The sequence below is a fragment of the Microbacterium sp. Ag1 genome (assembly GCF_001005635.1).
Taxonomy (GTDB): domain Bacteria; phylum Actinomycetota; class Actinomycetes; order Actinomycetales; family Microbacteriaceae; genus Microbacterium; species Microbacterium oxydans.
Genome location: NZ_LBCR01000031.1, coordinates 111,142 through 126,976 on the forward strand (window position 1 = coordinate 111,142; position 15,835 = coordinate 126,976).

Below are 15,835 nucleotides of genomic sequence, written 5' to 3' on the forward strand. Positions count from 1 at the left end.
AACAGGGGGCGCGCTCACCCGACGAGCGCGCCCCCTGCACCTCCCTCACCCTCGGAAGGAGCGGCACGTGTCCCACACGCTCCGCCTCATCGGCCGGCGACTGCTGCAGTTGCCGCTGATGATCCTCGGCATCACGTTCCTCGTGTTCTTCGTGATGTCCTTCTCGCCCGTCGACCCGGCCCGCACGGCGCTCGGCGAGACGGCGTCGCCCGCAGCCCTCGAGGCCTACCGCGAGGACCACGGCCTCAACCTCCCCCTGCTCGTCCGCTACGTGAACTTCCTGTTCGGACTCGTGCAGGGCGACCTCGGCACCTACTCCGCGCGCAGCCTTCCCGTGATCGATGAGGTCGCCCGTGCCTTCCCGGTCACCCTGGCGCTCACCTTCCTCGGGCTCATCATCGCCGTGATCGTGGCCTTCGTGATCGGCGTCCTCGCCGCCGTCTACCGCGACCGTTGGCCCGACCAGGTGATCCGCGTCTTCGGCGTCGCGGCGCTCTCCACCCCGTCGTTCTGGCTCGCCATCCTGCTCATCCAGGTCTTCACCCTCGGGCTCGGACTGCTCCCCGCCTCCGGCCCGCTCCCCGACTTCTGGACCGACCCCTCCGGATGGCTCGCCCGGATGACCCTCCCTGCGATCGCGCTCGCGGTGCCGGTGATCGGTCAGCTGTCGCGCGTCGTGCGCACCTCGATGGTCGAGGAGCTCGACCGCGACTACGTGCGCACCGCCCTCGGCGCCGGCATCCCGCGGGTGATCGTCGTCGGCCGCAACGTGCTGCGCAACGCCCTCATCACCCCCGTCACGGTGCTGGGGCTGCGCATCGGCTACCTGCTCGGCGGCGCCGTGGTGATCGAGATCATCTTCGCCATCCCGGGGATGGGAACCCTCATCCTCAACGGCGTCACCAACAACGAACCCAACCTCGTGCAGGGAGTGACGCTCGCGGTGGCGCTCGCCTTCGTCGTGATCAACATCATCGTCGACCTCCTGTACGTGCTCATCAATCCTCGAATCCGGGCGGTGTGACATGCGACGCAAACTCACGGAACGGCTTTCCGTCCCGGGCCTCCGCTGGGGCCGCCTGTCCCTCGGGTCGATCATCTGCATCGCCGTGCTGGCGATCATCGCCCTGGCCGCGATCTTCGCGCCTCTCATCGCGCCGTTCGACCCGCTGGCCTCCGGGACTCCCGTGCAGCCGCCGGGAGCGGAGCACTGGTTCGGCACCGACCGTCAGGGCCGCGACATCTTCTCGCGCCTCGTCTACGGCGCCCGCTACTCGCTCGTGATCGGTATCGGGGCGACCCTCGTCGCCCTGGTCGCCGCATGCGTGCTCGGCACGATCGCCGCCACCGCCCCGAAGTGGATCTCCGAGACCCTCATGCGCGTCATGGACGTCGTGATGTCGTTCCCCGGCATCGCGCTCGCCGCGGTGTTCGTGGCGGTGTTCGGCAAGTCGCTGCCCGTGCTGGTGCTGACCATCGCGTTCCTCTACGTGCCGCAGCTCACCCGCATCGTCCGTGCGAACATCCTCGACCAGTACGGGGAGGACTACGTCTCGGCCGTGCGTGTGATGGGAGCGGGCACCCCGCGCATCATCGTGCGACACGTGGCGCGCAACGCGATGGCGCCGGTCCTCGTCTTCGCGACCGTGCTCGTCGCCGACGCGATCGTGTTCGAGGCCTCGCTGTCGTTCCTGCAGGCCGGCGTGCCCGATCCCGAGCCGTCGTGGGGCAACGTCATCGCCGCGGGCCGAAACCTGCTCATGAGCGGAGCGTGGTGGGCGACCTTCTTCCCCGGCATCCTCATCATGATCACGGTGCTGTGCCTCAACATCCTCTCCGAGGGGATGACCGACGCCATGGTGTCGCCGCGGGCGCGCAAGATCACGGCCGACGCCGCGAACACCGAGGAGTCCACGCACGAGCTCGAGGTCGCAGCGATCCCGGACGACACGCACGTGATCCCCACCGTCGACACCGCGGTGAACCTCTCCGTGCCGAGCGGCGTCCCCGACACCCTGGTGCCGCGCGCGGAAGTCGTCCCCCTCGCCGAACGACTCGCCGAGCTGCGACGGCGCGAACTCACCCGCACGGATCGCCTCGAGTTCACGGGCGACGAGAAGCCGCTGCTCGAGGTGCAGGACCTGTGCATCTCGTTCCCCCGGCACGGCGACGTCGACGTGGTCGACCACGTCAGCTTCACGGTGCGCCCCGGCGAGACCATGTCGCTGGTGGGGGAGTCCGGATGCGGCAAGTCGATCACCTCGCTCGCGATCATGGGCCTGCTCGACCCGAAGGCCGACATCCGCGGACGCATCCTGTTCGACGGCAAGGACCTGCTGCAGATGGCGCCGAAGGAGCGCAACGCGCTGCGCGGACACGACATCGCGATGATCTATCAGGACGCGCTGAGCTCGCTCAACCCGGCGATGCTCATCCGCTCGCAGATGAAGCAGCTCACCTCGCGCGGCGGCACCCGCACTGCCGAGGAGCTGCTGACGCTCGTCGGCCTCGACCCGAAGCGCACACTCTCCTCGTATCCGCACGAGCTCTCGGGAGGGCAGCGGCAGCGCGTGCTCATCGCGATGGCCCTGACCCGGGATCCGCGGCTGGTGATCGCCGACGAGCCGACCACCGCGCTCGACGTCACGGTGCAGGCCCAGGTCGTGGAGCTGCTCATGCGGCTGCAGCAGGAGCTCGGCTTCGCGCTCCTGTTCGTCTCGCACGACCTCGCCCTGGTGGCCGAGCTCACCCACCGGATCACGGTGATGTACGCGGGCCAGGTCGTGGAGCAGGGCACCACCCGCGAGGTGCTCACCCAACCTGTGCACGAGTACACGCAGGGCCTCCTGGGCGCTGTGCTCTCGATCGAGGCCGGCTCCGACCGTCTGCATCAGGTCTCGGGAGTCGTGCCCTCACCGCGCGACTTCCCGGCGGGCGACCGCTTCGCCCCGCGGTCCAGCGACCCCTCGCGGTATGCCGGCACCACCCCGGTGCGCCGACACATCGAGGGGACAGAGCACTACTACTCCGCGCATCCGGACGATGCGCCCGTCGAGGCGATCGGAGCAGGACGATGAGCGAATCCGTCATCGAGCTGAAGGACGTGCACGTCCGCTACAAGACCCGTGCGTCCTCACTCTTCCGTCCCGAGTACGTCGATGCGCTCGCGGGCGTCTCGCTCACGGTGAAGCGCGGGCAGACCCTCGGCATCGTCGGCGAGTCCGGTTCGGGCAAGTCCACCTCGGCCAAGGTGCTGATCGGCCTCGAGAAGCCCACGAGCGGGCAGGTCGTGTTCGGCGGCGAGCCGGTGCGGTCGTTCACGCCCGCCGTGCGCAAGCGGCTCGGGCGCATCCTGTCCGTCGTCTTCCAGGACCCGGCGACCGCGCTGAACGCCCGGATGACGGTGCGCGATGCGCTCCTCGATCCGCTGCAGGTGCACCGCCTCGGCAGCGCGGCGACCCGGAGCCGCAAGGTGCGCGACCTGGTGGGTCTCGTCGGGCTGCCGCCCTCGGCCCTGGACGCGCTGCCCAGCCAGCTCTCCGGAGGGCAGCGCCAACGTGTCGCCATCGCCAGGGCGCTCGTGCTCGACCCGCAGGTGATCGTCGCCGACGAGCCCACCTCGGCGCTCGACGTCTCGGTGCGGGCGCAGATCCTGAACCTGCTGACCGACCTGAAGGAGCAGCTCGGCCTCGGCATGGTCTTCATCTCCCACGACATCCAGACCGTCCGCTACCTCTCCGACGAGATCGCCGTGATGAACAAGGGGCGGGTCGTCGAGTTCGGCGACGCGGCCCGTGTGTTCGACGCTCCCTCCGACGACTACACCAGAACGCTGCTGGGCGCTGCGCCCTCGCTGCTCGAATCCCACCACTGAAACGACCGGAACACACATGTCTGCTGCCCCCTCCGCCCCCGTCTTCGCGGGCGTCGTCCCGCCCGTCGCCACCCCGTTGCTCGAGGACGGCTCGATCGACCACGCCTCGCTCTCCCGTCTCGTCGACCGTCTCGTCGACGAAGGTGTCTCCGGACTCTTCGCCCTCGGCTCCACGGGCGAGACCGCGTACTTCACCGACGACCAGCGCGTGGAGCTGCTCCGCACGATCGTCGCGGCGAATGCCGGCCGGGTGCCGATCATCGCCGGCGCGATCGAGCTCACGGCTCCCCGCATCATCGAGACCGCCCGCCGTCTGGTCGACGCCGGCGCGCAGGCGATCGTCACGACGGCTCCGCTGTACACGCTGAACTCCGCCGCCGAGGTCGCCGACCACTTCCGCACCATCGCCGCGGCCATCGACGCCCCGCTGTGGGCCTACGACGTCCCGGTCCGCGTGCACTCCAAGCTCGGCATCGATCTGCTCGTGCAGCTCGGCAGCGAGGGCGCGATCCAGGGCGTGAAGGACTCCTCGGGCGACGATGTCTCGTTCCGCCGTCTGATCGCGGCGAACCGGGCGGCGGGGAGTCCGCTGCAGCTGCTCACCGGTCACGAGGTCGTCGTCGACGCCATGGCGCTCGCGGGTGCCGACGGCGTGGTCCCCGGACTCGCGAATGTGGAGGCCGCGGGATACGTGCGGCTGTGGGAGGCGGCCAAGAGCGGCGACTGGGTGACCGCCCGGGCCGAACAAGAACGCATCAACCGTCTGTTCGACATCGTGTTCCAGCCGCAGGGGCTGTCGGGGGATGCGACCGGTGTCGGCGCGTTCAAGGCCGCCATGCACGCCCGCGGCATCATCGATCACGCCACCATGGCTCGCACCGTGCAGGCGCTCGACGACGATGCGGTCTCCAAGATCCGCGACATCCTCGACGAGCTGCACCTGCTCCCTGTCGCCGTCGCCTGATGGGCGAGGTCGTCCTCGCCGTCGACATCGGCGGTACCAAGACGGCCGCAGCGCTCGCCGACCGCCACGACACGCTGCTGCGCACCGAGGTGGCCACGACTCCCGCCGCGGAGGGGCCGATGGCCGTCGTGGCCACCGTCGTCGCCCTCGCCGAGCGGCTGCTTTCCGGCACCGGGCTGCGCCTGTCGGGAGTCGGCATCGGCGCCGCCGGGGTCGTCGATGCCGGGAGCGGGACGATCGTCTCGGCCACCGACACCTTCGCGGACTGGCCGGGCACCCCTCTTGCCGCCCTCGTGCGCGCCGGGCTGGGGGCGCACCTGATCACGGATGCTCCCGTGCGGGTGCAGAACGACGTCGATGCGCACGCGGCGGGGGAGTACCGGCACGGGGCGGCGGCCGGGGCGGCGAGTGCGCTCATCGTCGCGGTCGGCACCGGTGTCGGCGCCGGACTGATCCTGGGCGACGATGCCGTGCGCGGAGCGCATCACGTCGCGGGGGAGATCGCGCACCTCCCGGTGCCGGGAGCCGCGCACCTGCGCTGCCCCTGCGGCAGACCCGGACACCTCGAGGCGATCGGCTCCGGCATCGGCATGCACCGGCACTTCCTCTCGCTCGGAGGAGACCCCGGGATCACCGATGCCCGGGGGATCGCGGCGGAATCCGTTGCCGGTGACCCCATCGCCCGCCGCGCCATCGGCGAGTCAGCCGCAGCGGTCGGACGCGCCATCGCGGGAGCGGCCACGATCCTCGATCCCGAGCGCATCGTGGTCACCGGCGGCGTGCCGAACATCGGTGAGGACTGGTGGCGCCCGATGCGCGACGCCTTCCACGCCGAGGCGATCGATGCGCTGCAGAGCACGCCCATCCTGCCGGGTACTCTCGGCGACGACGCCCCGCTGCGGGGAGCTGCGGCATCCGTCTGGAGGAACCCATGAGACTCGCCGACCCCCTCGAGCAGCTGCGTGGCGGCCTGATCGTCTCGTGCCAGGCCTACCCCGGTGAGGCGATGCGCGACCCGCGGACGATGGCCCAGGTGGCCGCGGCTGCCCTCGTCGGGGGTGCCGCGGGCATCCGGGTGCAGGGAATCGGCGACATCCGTGCGACGGCCCACCTCCCCGTGCCCGTCGTGGGTCTGTGGAAGGACGGCGATCGCGACGTGTTCATCACCCCGACGCTCGACCATGCCAGGGCCGTCGCCGACGCGGGAGCCGACATCATCGCGGTCGACGGGACCCGTCGCGATCGTCCGGACGGGTTGACTCTCGGGGAGACGATCCAGGGTCTTCGCACGCACACCGACGCCCTGATCATGGCCGACTGCGGTTCGCTCGACGATGCGCTCGCCGCAGAGGAAGCGGGCGCCGACATCCTCGGCACCACCCTGTCCGGCTACACGGGCGAGCGCCCGAAGACCACCGGCCCCGATCTCGAGCTCATCGAGCTGATGGCGGCCCGCTGCCGTCGTCCGATCGTCGCCGAAGGGCGCATCCACACGCCGGCGCAGGCCGCGGACGCGATCGCCGCCGGTGCCTTCGCCGTCTGTGTCGGCACCGCCATCACGCATCCCTCGACGATCACGACGTGGTTCGCCGATGCGGTCGCGCGAGCCCGCGCATGACTGCGCCCGTCCTCGTCAGCGCCTATCCGGCCTCTCCGGCGCACGCGCGCTGGGACCCGGAGCTCGAAGGGGAGCTGCTGCCCGCGCTGTGTGCGCTTCCCGGGGTCGCCGGGCTCGAAGTGCCGTGGATGGGAGGCATCCACCCGCACGACGAGACCTGGTTCCTCGCGAACGTGCCCGCCGTGCCGCTCGCCGTGACGCCGATCCCCTTCGTGATGGGGCGCCTGGGGAGCGACTCACGATACGGTCTGGCGTCGACCGATGAAACGGGTCGCGCGGCAGCCGTCGACGACCTGCGCCGCGTCGCCGCCGACATCGCGCGCATCGACCGCGAGAGCGGCGCGACCGTGGCCGTGGTGACCCTGCACACCGCCCCGCGGGTGGCAGGAGCCGTGGAACCGTTCGTGCGTTCGCTGCAGGAAGCCGCCGCCCTCGACTGGTCGGGAGCGCGCCTGGTCGTCGAGCACTGCGATGCGTCGGTGCCAGGGCAGATCCCGGAGAAGGGTTTCCTCTCCCTCGACGATGAGATCGCGGCGATTCGGGCGGCCGGGGCATCGGTCGGGCTCTGGCTCAACTGGGGTCGCTCGGCGATCGAGCTGCGCGATGCGGACGCCGTGACCGCGCAGATCGCCGCAGCCGCAGCCTCCGGGTTCCTCGTCGGCCTCGCCTTCTCCGGCGCTGCGGCCGTGCAGAGTCCGTACGGTCCTCCGTGGGTGGATGCGCATCTGCCGATCGCCTCGACGCATCCGGAATCGGCCTCGCTCCTCGATGATGCACACGTCGCTGCGGCACTCGCGGCAGCGGGCGACGTCGCCTGGTTGGGGCTGAAGACGGCCCGACGCCCTGACGACGCCAGTGCCCGGGACGCCCTGCGCACCGTCGCGCGGAACCTCGAGGTGCTGCGCCGACCCTTGTTCGACGTCTGACCTCTCGCTAGAGTGACTTGAAATCAGACATCAGACGTCTGATTTCCGCACGAACAGAAAGGTCTGTCCATGCACGTTCCTCTCCCGCCCGCCTCTCGGAATGGCCGTGGCCGCCGTCGCCCGCTGCTGCGATACGGCACGATCGCGGCGCTCGTCCTCGCCCTCACCCTGCCCGCCACCGCAGCTTCGGCGGCCCCCGCCCCCGGGTACCTGACCGATCCGAACGCCGATCCGGGCGACTACCTCGAGCTGAACATCGGTGCCGACCGTACCGCCGCGAACTACTTCTACCGCATCCCCGCGCTCGCCCACCTCGGCGACGGCGTGATCCTCGCGTCGTGGGATGCCCGACCGGGGAGCGCGGCCGACGCCCCCAACCCGAACTCGATCATCCAGCGCCGTTCGACCGACAACGGTCGCACCTGGGGCCCGCTGCAGATCATCGCGGCAGGGAAGACCGGAAGCGGCCAGTACGGCTACTCCGACCCGAGCTACGTCGTCGACCGGGAGAGCGGCCGCGTCTTCGCGTTCTTCGTGCACTCCAAGGACCAGGGATTCCAGGGGAGCGCCTACGGAGACGACGACGCGAACCGGCAGGTCATGGGCGCCGCGGTGATCCACTCGGACGACGGCGGTGCGACATGGAGCGCCCCGCGGCTGATCACCGACGTCGCCAAGACCTCGAACGGCACCACCAGCGCAGGCGTGTACACGCCCGTGGCGGGGGACGTGAAGGGCACGTTCGCGACGTCGGGCGAGGGCATCCAGCTGCGTTACGGCGCCCACGCGGGCCGACTCATCCAGCAGTACGCCGGCACGGTGCGGCAGTCGAACGGATCGACGGCGATCCAGGCGTACTCGGTGTACTCCGACGACGGCGGTGTCACCTGGAAACGCGGCGAGTATGTCGGCACCGGCATGGACGAGAACAAGGTCGTCGAGCTCTCCGACGGCCGCGTCATGCTCAACTCGCGCGACAGCTCCAACGGCCGTCTGCGCAAGGTGGCGATCTCGACGGACGGCGGCCACAGCTACGGGCCGGTCACCCGTGACGCCGAGCTGCCCGACCCCACGAACAACGCCTCGATCACGCGCCTGCACCCGGACGCCCCTGCGGCCAGCGTCGACGCGAGGAAACTGGTCTTCACGAACGCCAACAACGGCGCCGACGGCAACCGCGTGAACGGGGCGGTGCGGCTCTCGTGCGACGACGGCGAGACCTGGCCGGGCCTGCGCACGCTCGAGACCGGCACGTTCGCCTACTCCAGCGCCACGGCGATCGACGACGGCAGGGTGGGGGTGCTGTGGGAGGCCGGATACACGAACACCATGCAGTTCTCCTCGTTCGACGAGGCGTGGATGAACGCGGTGTGCGCCCCGCTGTCGGTGCCGCAGACCGCTCTCACCGCCGGTGCGGCCACCACGGTTCCGGTCACCGTCACGAACCAGGAATCGACAGCGCTCAGCGGTGCCGTCACCTTCCACACTCCGACCGGCTGGACGGCGACCACGGCGCAGGTCACCGGCCTCGCACCGGGCGCGAGCGCCACCGTGAACGTGCAGGTCACCGCACCGCAGGGAGCCGCGGGCGCCCAGCGTCTGCAGGCCGCCTTCACCGCGGCCGACGGACGGCTGAGCCAGACGACCGCGACGCTCACGCTGCCGCAGTCGTCGGTGCTCGGCGCGACGCTCACAGCAACCCACACGTCGGCGGCGCGGAACGTCGTGACGAATCCGTACACCGTCGGCGAGCAGCTGAGCTTCCAGGTGCGGGTCGTGAGCGCGGCGGGTATGAACACGGTCGTGACCCCGGCGGCGAACACTTCACCACCGGCTTCGCCCCCACCGCGTGCCGGTGGCTGAACCTGCCGGCGTACGACGCATACAACTGCAGCACCCCGCGGCGTACGCTCACGCAGGCCGACCTCGACCGCGGCTGGTACACGCCGGAGTTCAGCTTCACCGTCGCGCCGGTCGACGGCTCGGCCCCCGCCGTCACCGTGACCCACGCGGCCGCGCCCGTGTTGCTGCGCGACGGCGTGCTCGCGGCGACGATCACGGGAGCGCGGGCGGATGCCGGGCGAGACCTGGCGGCGACCCCCTACGCGGTGGGTGAACAGGTGCCCTACGGCTTCCGGGTCGACAACCGCAGTCCGGTCACGGTCTCGGCGGTTCCCGCATCCGGTGACTTCTCGCCCTTCCTCCCGCCGGGGGCAGGAAACTGTCGGTATCGGGACCTGCCGGTCGGCGCGGGGTACGACTGCGGGACCGCGCGCCACACGGTGACCCAGGCCGACATCGACCGCGGCTTCTTCGTCGCCGACACGACGTGGACGGTCGAGGCGGCAGGGCAGTCGACGAAACGCATCGCCGTGGCGGGTGGCGAGGTCGATGTGATCGCACGCACCCCCGGGGTGTCCGGCACAGCAGTGGGCGAGTGGGCGGACGGGAACGGGAACGGCGTGGCCGATGCCTCTGACACCGTGACGTGGACCCGCACCGTCGAGAACATCGGCAACGTCGCGCTCGATGCCGTGACCGCTGCCGGAGCGGACGTGGGGGTGCTCGCCCCCGGTGAGAGGACGACCCTCGATCCGATCGTCGTCCGGCTCACGACCGACGACATCGCGCGCGGGTCGATCGATTCGGCCCCCTTCGATGCGGCGGCGGTGAACGGGGCGCACGAGGTGTCCGCCGCCGTGGGCGCCGTGACCCTGCCCCTGACCACCGCCCCGGGCTGGAGTGCGCAGACCGTGTATGCCGAGGGGCAACTCGTCTCGCTCGACGGGCGCCTGTGGCAGGCGTCGTGGTGGACGCGCGACCAGCGCCCAGGCGACCCCGTCGGTCCGTGGCAGGAGCTCGTATCCGACGCGGAGGGAGCGGCCGTGTGGACGGCCACCCGCGTCTTCACCACCGGCGATACTGTCGTGCACGACGGCATGCGTTTCGAGGCGAAGTGGTGGACGCGCAACCAGCAGCCGGAAGCTGCGACGACCGGCGGCCCGTGGCGGACGCTCGACTGACGCTCCTCCGCAGAGGGGGCAGCCGACGAGCGTCCTGAAAACTCACAGCCCGTTCCCAGGGCTGCGGGACCAAATCGGGCCGCTCGTCGGTTCTTCTCTGAGACGGCGCAGCCAGCGACGTCGGAGAAGGAGCCAGATCATGTCGAACGACTACGGCAAGACCCCCGAGGCCGTCAGCGGCCTCACCCACCTGCAGTACGAGGTGACGCAGCAGGACGCCACAGAGCCGCCGTTCCGCAACGCCTACTGGAACAACCACGACGACGGCATCTACGTCGATGTCGTGTCCGGCGAGCCCCTGTTCTCGTCGACCGACAAGTTCGACAGCGGTACCGGCTGGCCGAGCTTCACGAAGCCCATCGACGCAGACGCGGTGACCACGCGCACCGACCGGTCGCTGTGGATGAAGCGCACCGAGGCCCGTTCCGCCGGTGCGGACAGCCATCTCGGACACGTCTTCGACGACGGACCCCGCGCCGAGGGCGGTCTGCGCTACTGCATGAACTCCGCGGCCCTCCGCTTCATCCCGGCGGACAGCCTGGAGGAAGAGGGGTACGGTCGCTACAGCGCCCTCTTCGCACGCCCCACCACCACCGACACCCCCGACACCGCTGAGGAGCAGTCATGACCGACGACGGAAACATCACCCGCACCCCTGGAACCGAGACGGCCGTGCTCGCCGGCGGCTGTTTCTGGGGCATGGAAGACCTGATCCGCCGTCAGCCCGGCGTGCTCGACACCCGCGTCGGCTACACCGGCGGCTCGAACGACCACGCGACCTATCGCAACCACCCCGGCCATGCCGAGGCGGTCGAGATCGTGTTCGACCCGACGAAGACGACGTACCGCGACATCCTCGCGTTCTTCTTCCAGATCCATGACCCGTCGACCAAGGACCGTCAGGGCAACGACATCGGATCGAGCTATCGTTCCGCGATCTTCCCGCTCACACCGGAGCAGGAGAGGGTCGCGCGCGACACGATCGCCGACGTCGACGCGTCCGGTCTCTGGCCCGCGAAGGCCGTCACCACGATCGAGCCGGCCGGTCCCTTCTGGCAGGCCGAGGAGGAGCACCAGGACTACCTGATCAAGTACCCGAACGGCTACACCTGCCACTTCCCGCGTGCGGGATGGGTGCTGCCGAAGCGCGACGAGGCCGCCGCCGTCTGAGCGCATCCCGACGTGTGGCCCGGTCGTCTGTCGACCGGGTCACACGTGTGTCGGATGAGTCTCTGCGGGCGAGGACTCGGCGGGCTAGGACTCTGCGAGGAAGGCCACGGCCGCTTCTTTGAAGTCGCGGGAACCGGGGGCATTGAAGTGGTTCCGGTTCGGGATCTCGAAGAACCGACCGTCGGGGGCGGCCGCGGCCAGAGCCCGCGAGCCCTCGATGATCGCGTCCTTCGACCCGGTGGCGAAGAGGATCGGTCGAGTCGGCGCGTCCGAGGGGTCGGGGTCGATCATGCCCGATGCCCGCATGCCCTCGGCAAGTGCGACGAGCGCCTGCAGGTCGTTGCCGGGCACCCGCTCGGTCAGCGCGATGTAGTTCTGTGTCGTCCGGTCGGCCACCGGCGTGCCATCGGCGATGTAGGCCCGCACCTGATCGAGGTCGAGCCGCGCGAGAGGGATGCCGTCCGGCACGCCTCCGAGCACCGCCCGTCCGATGCGATGCGGCAGCTCGCGGACGACCTCCCAGCCCACCCGCGCGCCGAGGGAGTACCCGACGTAGAACGCGTCGTCGACGAGGTACGTGTCCATCACGGTCTCGACGTCGGTGACCAGGGTGCGGATGCGATAGTCGTCGGGGTCGTGCGGCTTCTCGCTGAGGCCGTGACCCCGCTGGTCGAGCGCCAGCACCCGATAGCCCGGACGCGTGAGCTCACGCACCCAGCCCGTGAGCACCCAGTTGTCGCGCGCGTTCGATGCGAAGCCGTGCACGATGACCACGACCGGGGCGTCGAGCTCACCCCAGGTGTAGGTCGCCAGCCGGGTGCCGTCAGCGGCGTACACGTGTTGGGGTGCGGGCATGCTGGTCAGGTCGGAGAGAGGGACGGCCACCTCTCCATCTTGGCCCTGTTCGCGGACGCGGGGCTCAGACGCCTTCGCGAGTCTGGGCGATGGGGCGGGCATCACCGGGCCACGGGGCACTGCGAGAAACGGCCCCCGGGGACCGAAGTCCCCGGGGGCCGTTTCTCGTTCCGACGATCGCGAGGGTCAGACCCGATCGCGCAGGGCGGCACCGAGCTCGGCGTCGACGTTCGTCCAGTACTGGAAGAAGCGCTCGCGGATGGCGTCGACCGTGATCGAACGCCCCTGACCGGTCAGGGTCTCCAGGAAGCGCGCGCGCTGCTCACCGTCGAACACGTCGCGGTAGAGCGTGCCCGGCTGGCCGAAGTCGTCGTCCTCGGCGTGCAGGGTCGCGGCGGAGCGCTGGATCTCGCCGTCGGCTTCCCAGTTCACCTCGATGCCCTTCGACGGGTCGGCCTCCGGTCCGCCTGCCGCTCCGTAGGAGTTCGGCTGGTAGGTGCGGTGCGCGGCATCGTTGAACTGGTAGCGCATCGAGCCCTCGTGCTGGTAGTTGCGCGCCTCGCTCGCGTGCGGCTGGTTCACCGGCAGCTGGTTGTAGTTCGGGCCGATGCGGTGACGCTGGGCATCCGGGTAGGCGAAGATGCGCCCCATCAGCATCTTGTCCGGGGAGATGCCGGTACCGGGCACCTGATTCCCTGGCGAGAACGCGGCCTGCTCGATCTGCGCGAAGAAGTTCTCCGGGTTGCGGTTCAGGGTCAGGGTGCCGACCTTGATGCGCGGGTAGTCCTTCTTGGAGATGGTCTTGGTGAGGTCGAACGGGTTGAACCGGTAGTCCTTGGCCTCGTCGTACGGCATGATCTGCACGTAGAGGTCCCACTTCGGGAACTCGCCGTCGGCGATCGAGCGGAACAGGTCGCGACGGTAGTGGTCGGCGTCCGACCCGGCGAGCTGCTCGGCCTCTTCGTTGCTCATCGCCTCGACGCCCTGCTGCGAGATGAAGTGGTACTTCACCCAGAAGACCTCGCCCGCGGCGTTGATCCACGAGTAGGTGTGCGAGCCGTAGCCGTTCATGTGGCGCCAGCTGAGGGGGAGACCGCGGTCTCCCATGAGATACGTGACCTGGTGGGCGCTCTCCGGCGACAGGGTCCAGAAGTCCCACTGCATGTCGGGGTCGCGCAGGCCCGAGTCGGCCAGTCGCTTCTGCGAGTGGATGAAGTCCGGGAACTTGATCGCGTCGCGCAGGAAGAACGTCGGAGTGTTGTTGCCGACGATGTCGAGGTTGCCCTCCTCGGAGTACATGCGGAGCGAGAAGCCGCGCACATCGCGCCAGGTGTCGGGCGAACCCTGCTCGCCGGCGACCGAGGAGAAGCGGATGAGGGTCTCGCTCGTCGCTCCCGGCTGGAAGACGGCTGCCCGCGTGTAGGCGGACACGTCTTCGGTGACGACGAACTCGCCGAACGCGCCGCCGCCCTTCGCGTGCGGGTTGCGCTCCGGCACCCGCTCGCGGTTGAAGGCCGCGATCTTCTCGACCAGGTAGTGGTCGTGCAGGACGGTGGGGCCGTCGGCACCGACGGTGAGCGAATGCGTGTCGCTCGCGATCGGGGCTCCGGCCTGCGTGGTGGTGGCAGGTTTCGTCATGGTGTTCTCCTTCTCCGCGTGGGCGCGACGATCACCCCCATCCGGGGACGGGCGATCGGCGGCCCTGCTACTGCGCGGCGTTCTGGCAACTGGGGCACAGGCCCCAGAAGGTGACTTCGGCTGTCTGGACGGTGAATCCCCCCGTCGAGGACGGGGTGAGACACGGAGCTTCACCGATGACGCAGTCCACATCGCCGATCGCACCGCAGGAGGTGCAGACGACGTGGTGGTGGTTGTCATCGATGCGCCGCTCGTAGAGCGCTGCGGAACCTGCCGGTTCGATCCGGCGGATGAGACCCGCCGTCGTCAGGTCCGCGAGGATGTTGTGCACCGACTGGATCGACGTGGTCGGCAGCACTTCGGACACGGCGCGGTAGACCCGCTCCGCATCCGTATGGGCCATGGAGTCGAGAGCCTCGAGAACGGCGACGCGGCCCGCGGTCGCCCGAAGCCCAGCGCCGCGAAGCGCCGAGTCGAGTTCTGTCTCCATCCCCCGAGGCTACCTTGTTTTTTGAATAACTCAAAAGAAAGAATTCCGGTATGTCGCCCGTCGGCATCCTGTCGTGCGAGGAGAGCGGCGCCGAAACCCTCGGTCGCCACGTGCGCCCGGGTCTGCTGCCACACCCCCGGCGGCTCATCGAGGAGGTCGCGCTCCACCTGCCACCGCAGCGCCGGATCGGAATCGAGCAACCATTCTCTGACCGGGGGAGTGAGCGCCATCCAGGCACGGTACTCCGCGGCATCCGTCCCGGGAAGCGTGTCTGCAGTCCGTCGTCTGCAGTCCGGGCCGTGCTCAGACGAAGCGGACGGTCTGCTGCAATCGGGTGCGCACGTCGAACAGCTCGTTGCCGCCGATGGCGCGCGCCTGGGGGACGCCTTGGCGCAGGACCATCGCCAGCGCGCTGCGCCGCACCACGACGACCGGTACTCCGCGACTCGTGCCGAGCGGGGTGACGGCCTGGGCGAGGTCGTCGTCGGGCAGCACGACGATCGCGCCGCCGAACTTGACGCGCGCGGCCTTGGCGACGGCGCGCATCCGGCCCAGGGCCGCGGTGACCGGTGCGCGGGTGCCGACGCTCGGGCCGGTGATCTCTCCGCGACGGAAGCCGACCACTCCGCCGAAGTCCTCCGACATCACGCCGTACAGTCCTGAAGGCCCCAGCACCACGTGATCGAGCTTGTCGTCGGCATCGGTACCGACCGCGACGTCGTGCCACACCGTGTATCCCATGCCGAGGTCGGAGACCGTGCGGGCCGTGGCCTCCTCCGCGAGCGCGTCGGCGAGGAGTCGGCGCAGATCGCGCGGGGCTGACCGCACGAGCGCGGGGTCGTACGGATCGGGGACCTCGACGCCGCGTCCCGCCCATTCGCGGATCAGTGCGAGGTAGCGCTCACGACGCCAGCCGCCGGGGTGACCGTAGGACCGGGCGCGCGGACGGGTGTCGGTGCGGGCAGCGGGCGGGCGCCATCCGCTCCAGCCCGCGGTCGAGTCGGTGGTGCCTCCTGCGCCGGCGGTGGATGAACCGGCCACTCCGGTGCGGCGGTCGTAGGCGGCACGGCTCTCGACGGTGCCGACCAGTTCCCACGCACGCTGCACCTGGATGAACACCGCCGCATCGCCGCCGGTGTCGGGGTGCGTCTGGCGCAGGCGGAGACGGTAGGCGCGGCGCAACTCGACATCGTCGACGGCGGGGTCGACCTCGAGGATCTCGTAGGCCGAAGCCGAGAGCGGACTGTCGAACATCGCTCTCCCTCCGCGACCGCGGC

At 70.0% G+C, this 15,835-nt stretch carries 15 protein-coding genes and 1 pseudogene; 11 read left to right on the forward strand and 5 right to left on the reverse strand.

Annotation, left to right across the window (positions count from 1 at the left end; all coding sequences use genetic code 11):
- Window positions 1–67: 67 nt before the first annotated feature.
- The 11 genes from AAY78_RS12265 to msrA all read left to right on the forward strand — a co-directional run bounded on the left by AAY78_RS12265 (window position 68) and on the right by msrA (window position 11,575).
- Window positions 68–1,024, forward strand: a complete 957-nt coding sequence (locus AAY78_RS12265; RefSeq protein WP_045262486.1) for an ABC transporter permease — start codon at window positions 68–70, stop codon at window positions 1,022–1,024.
- A 1-nt stretch (window position 1,025) separates the two neighbouring features.
- Entirely contained in the window at window positions 1,026–3,077 is a 2,052-nt protein-coding gene (locus AAY78_RS12270; RefSeq protein WP_046748581.1) for a dipeptide/oligopeptide/nickel ABC transporter permease/ATP-binding protein, read from the forward strand.
- A complete protein-coding gene (locus tag AAY78_RS12275) occupies window positions 3,074–3,874 on the forward strand; it encodes an ABC transporter ATP-binding protein (RefSeq protein WP_046748582.1) in 801 nt (266 codons plus the stop codon). The genes AAY78_RS12270 and AAY78_RS12275 overlap by 4 nt, the downstream gene beginning before the upstream one ends.
- A gap of 16 nt (window positions 3,875–3,890) precedes the next feature.
- Window positions 3,891–4,838, forward strand: coding sequence for a dihydrodipicolinate synthase family protein (locus tag AAY78_RS12280; RefSeq protein ID WP_046748583.1), 948 nt, complete (start codon window positions 3,891–3,893; stop codon window positions 4,836–4,838).
- Window positions 4,838–5,773 (forward strand): ROK family protein, encoded by a 936-nt coding sequence (locus AAY78_RS12285; RefSeq protein WP_046748584.1) that lies wholly within the window; start codon window positions 4,838–4,840, stop codon window positions 5,771–5,773. Before AAY78_RS12280 ends, AAY78_RS12285 begins: the two co-directional genes overlap by 1 nt.
- A complete protein-coding gene (locus AAY78_RS12290) occupies window positions 5,770–6,456 on the forward strand; it encodes an N-acetylmannosamine-6-phosphate 2-epimerase (RefSeq protein ID WP_046748585.1) in 687 nt (228 codons plus the stop codon). The genes AAY78_RS12285 and AAY78_RS12290 overlap by 4 nt, the downstream gene beginning before the upstream one ends.
- Window positions 6,453–7,382 carry a DUF4862 family protein gene (locus tag AAY78_RS12295; RefSeq protein WP_046748586.1) on the forward strand — a complete coding sequence of 310 codons (930 nt, stop codon included), beginning with the start codon at window positions 6,453–6,455 and terminating at the stop codon, window positions 7,380–7,382. The genes AAY78_RS12290 and AAY78_RS12295 overlap by 4 nt, the downstream gene beginning before the upstream one ends.
- A gap of 69 nt (window positions 7,383–7,451) precedes the next feature.
- Complete coding sequence (locus AAY78_RS12300; RefSeq protein WP_052748769.1) at window positions 7,452–9,245, forward strand: exo-alpha-sialidase; 1,794 nt, start codon at window positions 7,452–7,454, stop codon at window positions 9,243–9,245.
- Window positions 9,246–9,382: 137 nt separating this feature from the next.
- Window positions 9,383–10,405 (forward strand): carbohydrate-binding protein, encoded by a 1,023-nt coding sequence (locus AAY78_RS19945; protein WP_052748770.1) that lies wholly within the window; start codon window positions 9,383–9,385, stop codon window positions 10,403–10,405.
- Between the two features lie 139 nt (window positions 10,406–10,544).
- Window positions 10,545–11,033: a peptide-methionine (R)-S-oxide reductase MsrB gene (gene msrB, locus AAY78_RS12305; RefSeq protein ID WP_046748587.1), complete on the forward strand. Its 489-nt coding sequence runs from the start codon at window positions 10,545–10,547 to the stop codon at window positions 11,031–11,033.
- The gene (msrA, locus tag AAY78_RS12310) at window positions 11,030–11,575 is read left to right on the forward strand and encodes a peptide-methionine (S)-S-oxide reductase MsrA (RefSeq protein ID WP_046748588.1); all 546 of its coding nucleotides are present in this window, start codon (window positions 11,030–11,032) and stop codon (window positions 11,573–11,575) included. Before msrB ends, msrA begins: the two co-directional genes overlap by 4 nt.
- 84 nt (window positions 11,576–11,659) lie before the next feature.
- Here msrA and AAY78_RS12315 read toward each other — a convergent pair whose 3' ends face one another.
- From AAY78_RS12315 to AAY78_RS12330, 5 genes and pseudogenes are all read right to left on the reverse strand, one after another.
- A complete protein-coding gene (locus AAY78_RS12315) occupies window positions 11,660–12,460 on the reverse strand; it encodes an alpha/beta fold hydrolase (RefSeq protein ID WP_197077697.1) in 801 nt (266 codons plus the stop codon).
- Between the two features lie 156 nt (window positions 12,461–12,616).
- On the reverse strand, window positions 12,617–14,068 hold the full coding sequence (locus AAY78_RS12320; RefSeq protein ID WP_046748589.1) for a catalase: 1,452 nt from the start codon (window positions 14,066–14,068) through the stop codon (window positions 12,617–12,619).
- Window positions 14,069–14,135: 67 nt separating this feature from the next.
- Window positions 14,136–14,558 (reverse strand): Fur family transcriptional regulator, encoded by a 423-nt coding sequence (locus AAY78_RS12325; RefSeq protein ID WP_046748590.1) that lies wholly within the window; start codon window positions 14,556–14,558, stop codon window positions 14,136–14,138.
- Between the two features lie 44 nt (window positions 14,559–14,602).
- Window positions 14,603–14,788 (reverse strand): annotated as a pseudogene (locus AAY78_RS20095) (squalene cyclase); the annotation flags it as partial.
- A 73-nt stretch (window positions 14,789–14,861) separates the two neighbouring features.
- Window positions 14,862–15,812 (reverse strand): DnaJ domain-containing protein, encoded by a 951-nt coding sequence (locus AAY78_RS12330; RefSeq protein WP_046748591.1) that lies wholly within the window; start codon window positions 15,810–15,812, stop codon window positions 14,862–14,864.
- Window positions 15,813–15,835 lie beyond the last annotated feature (23 nt).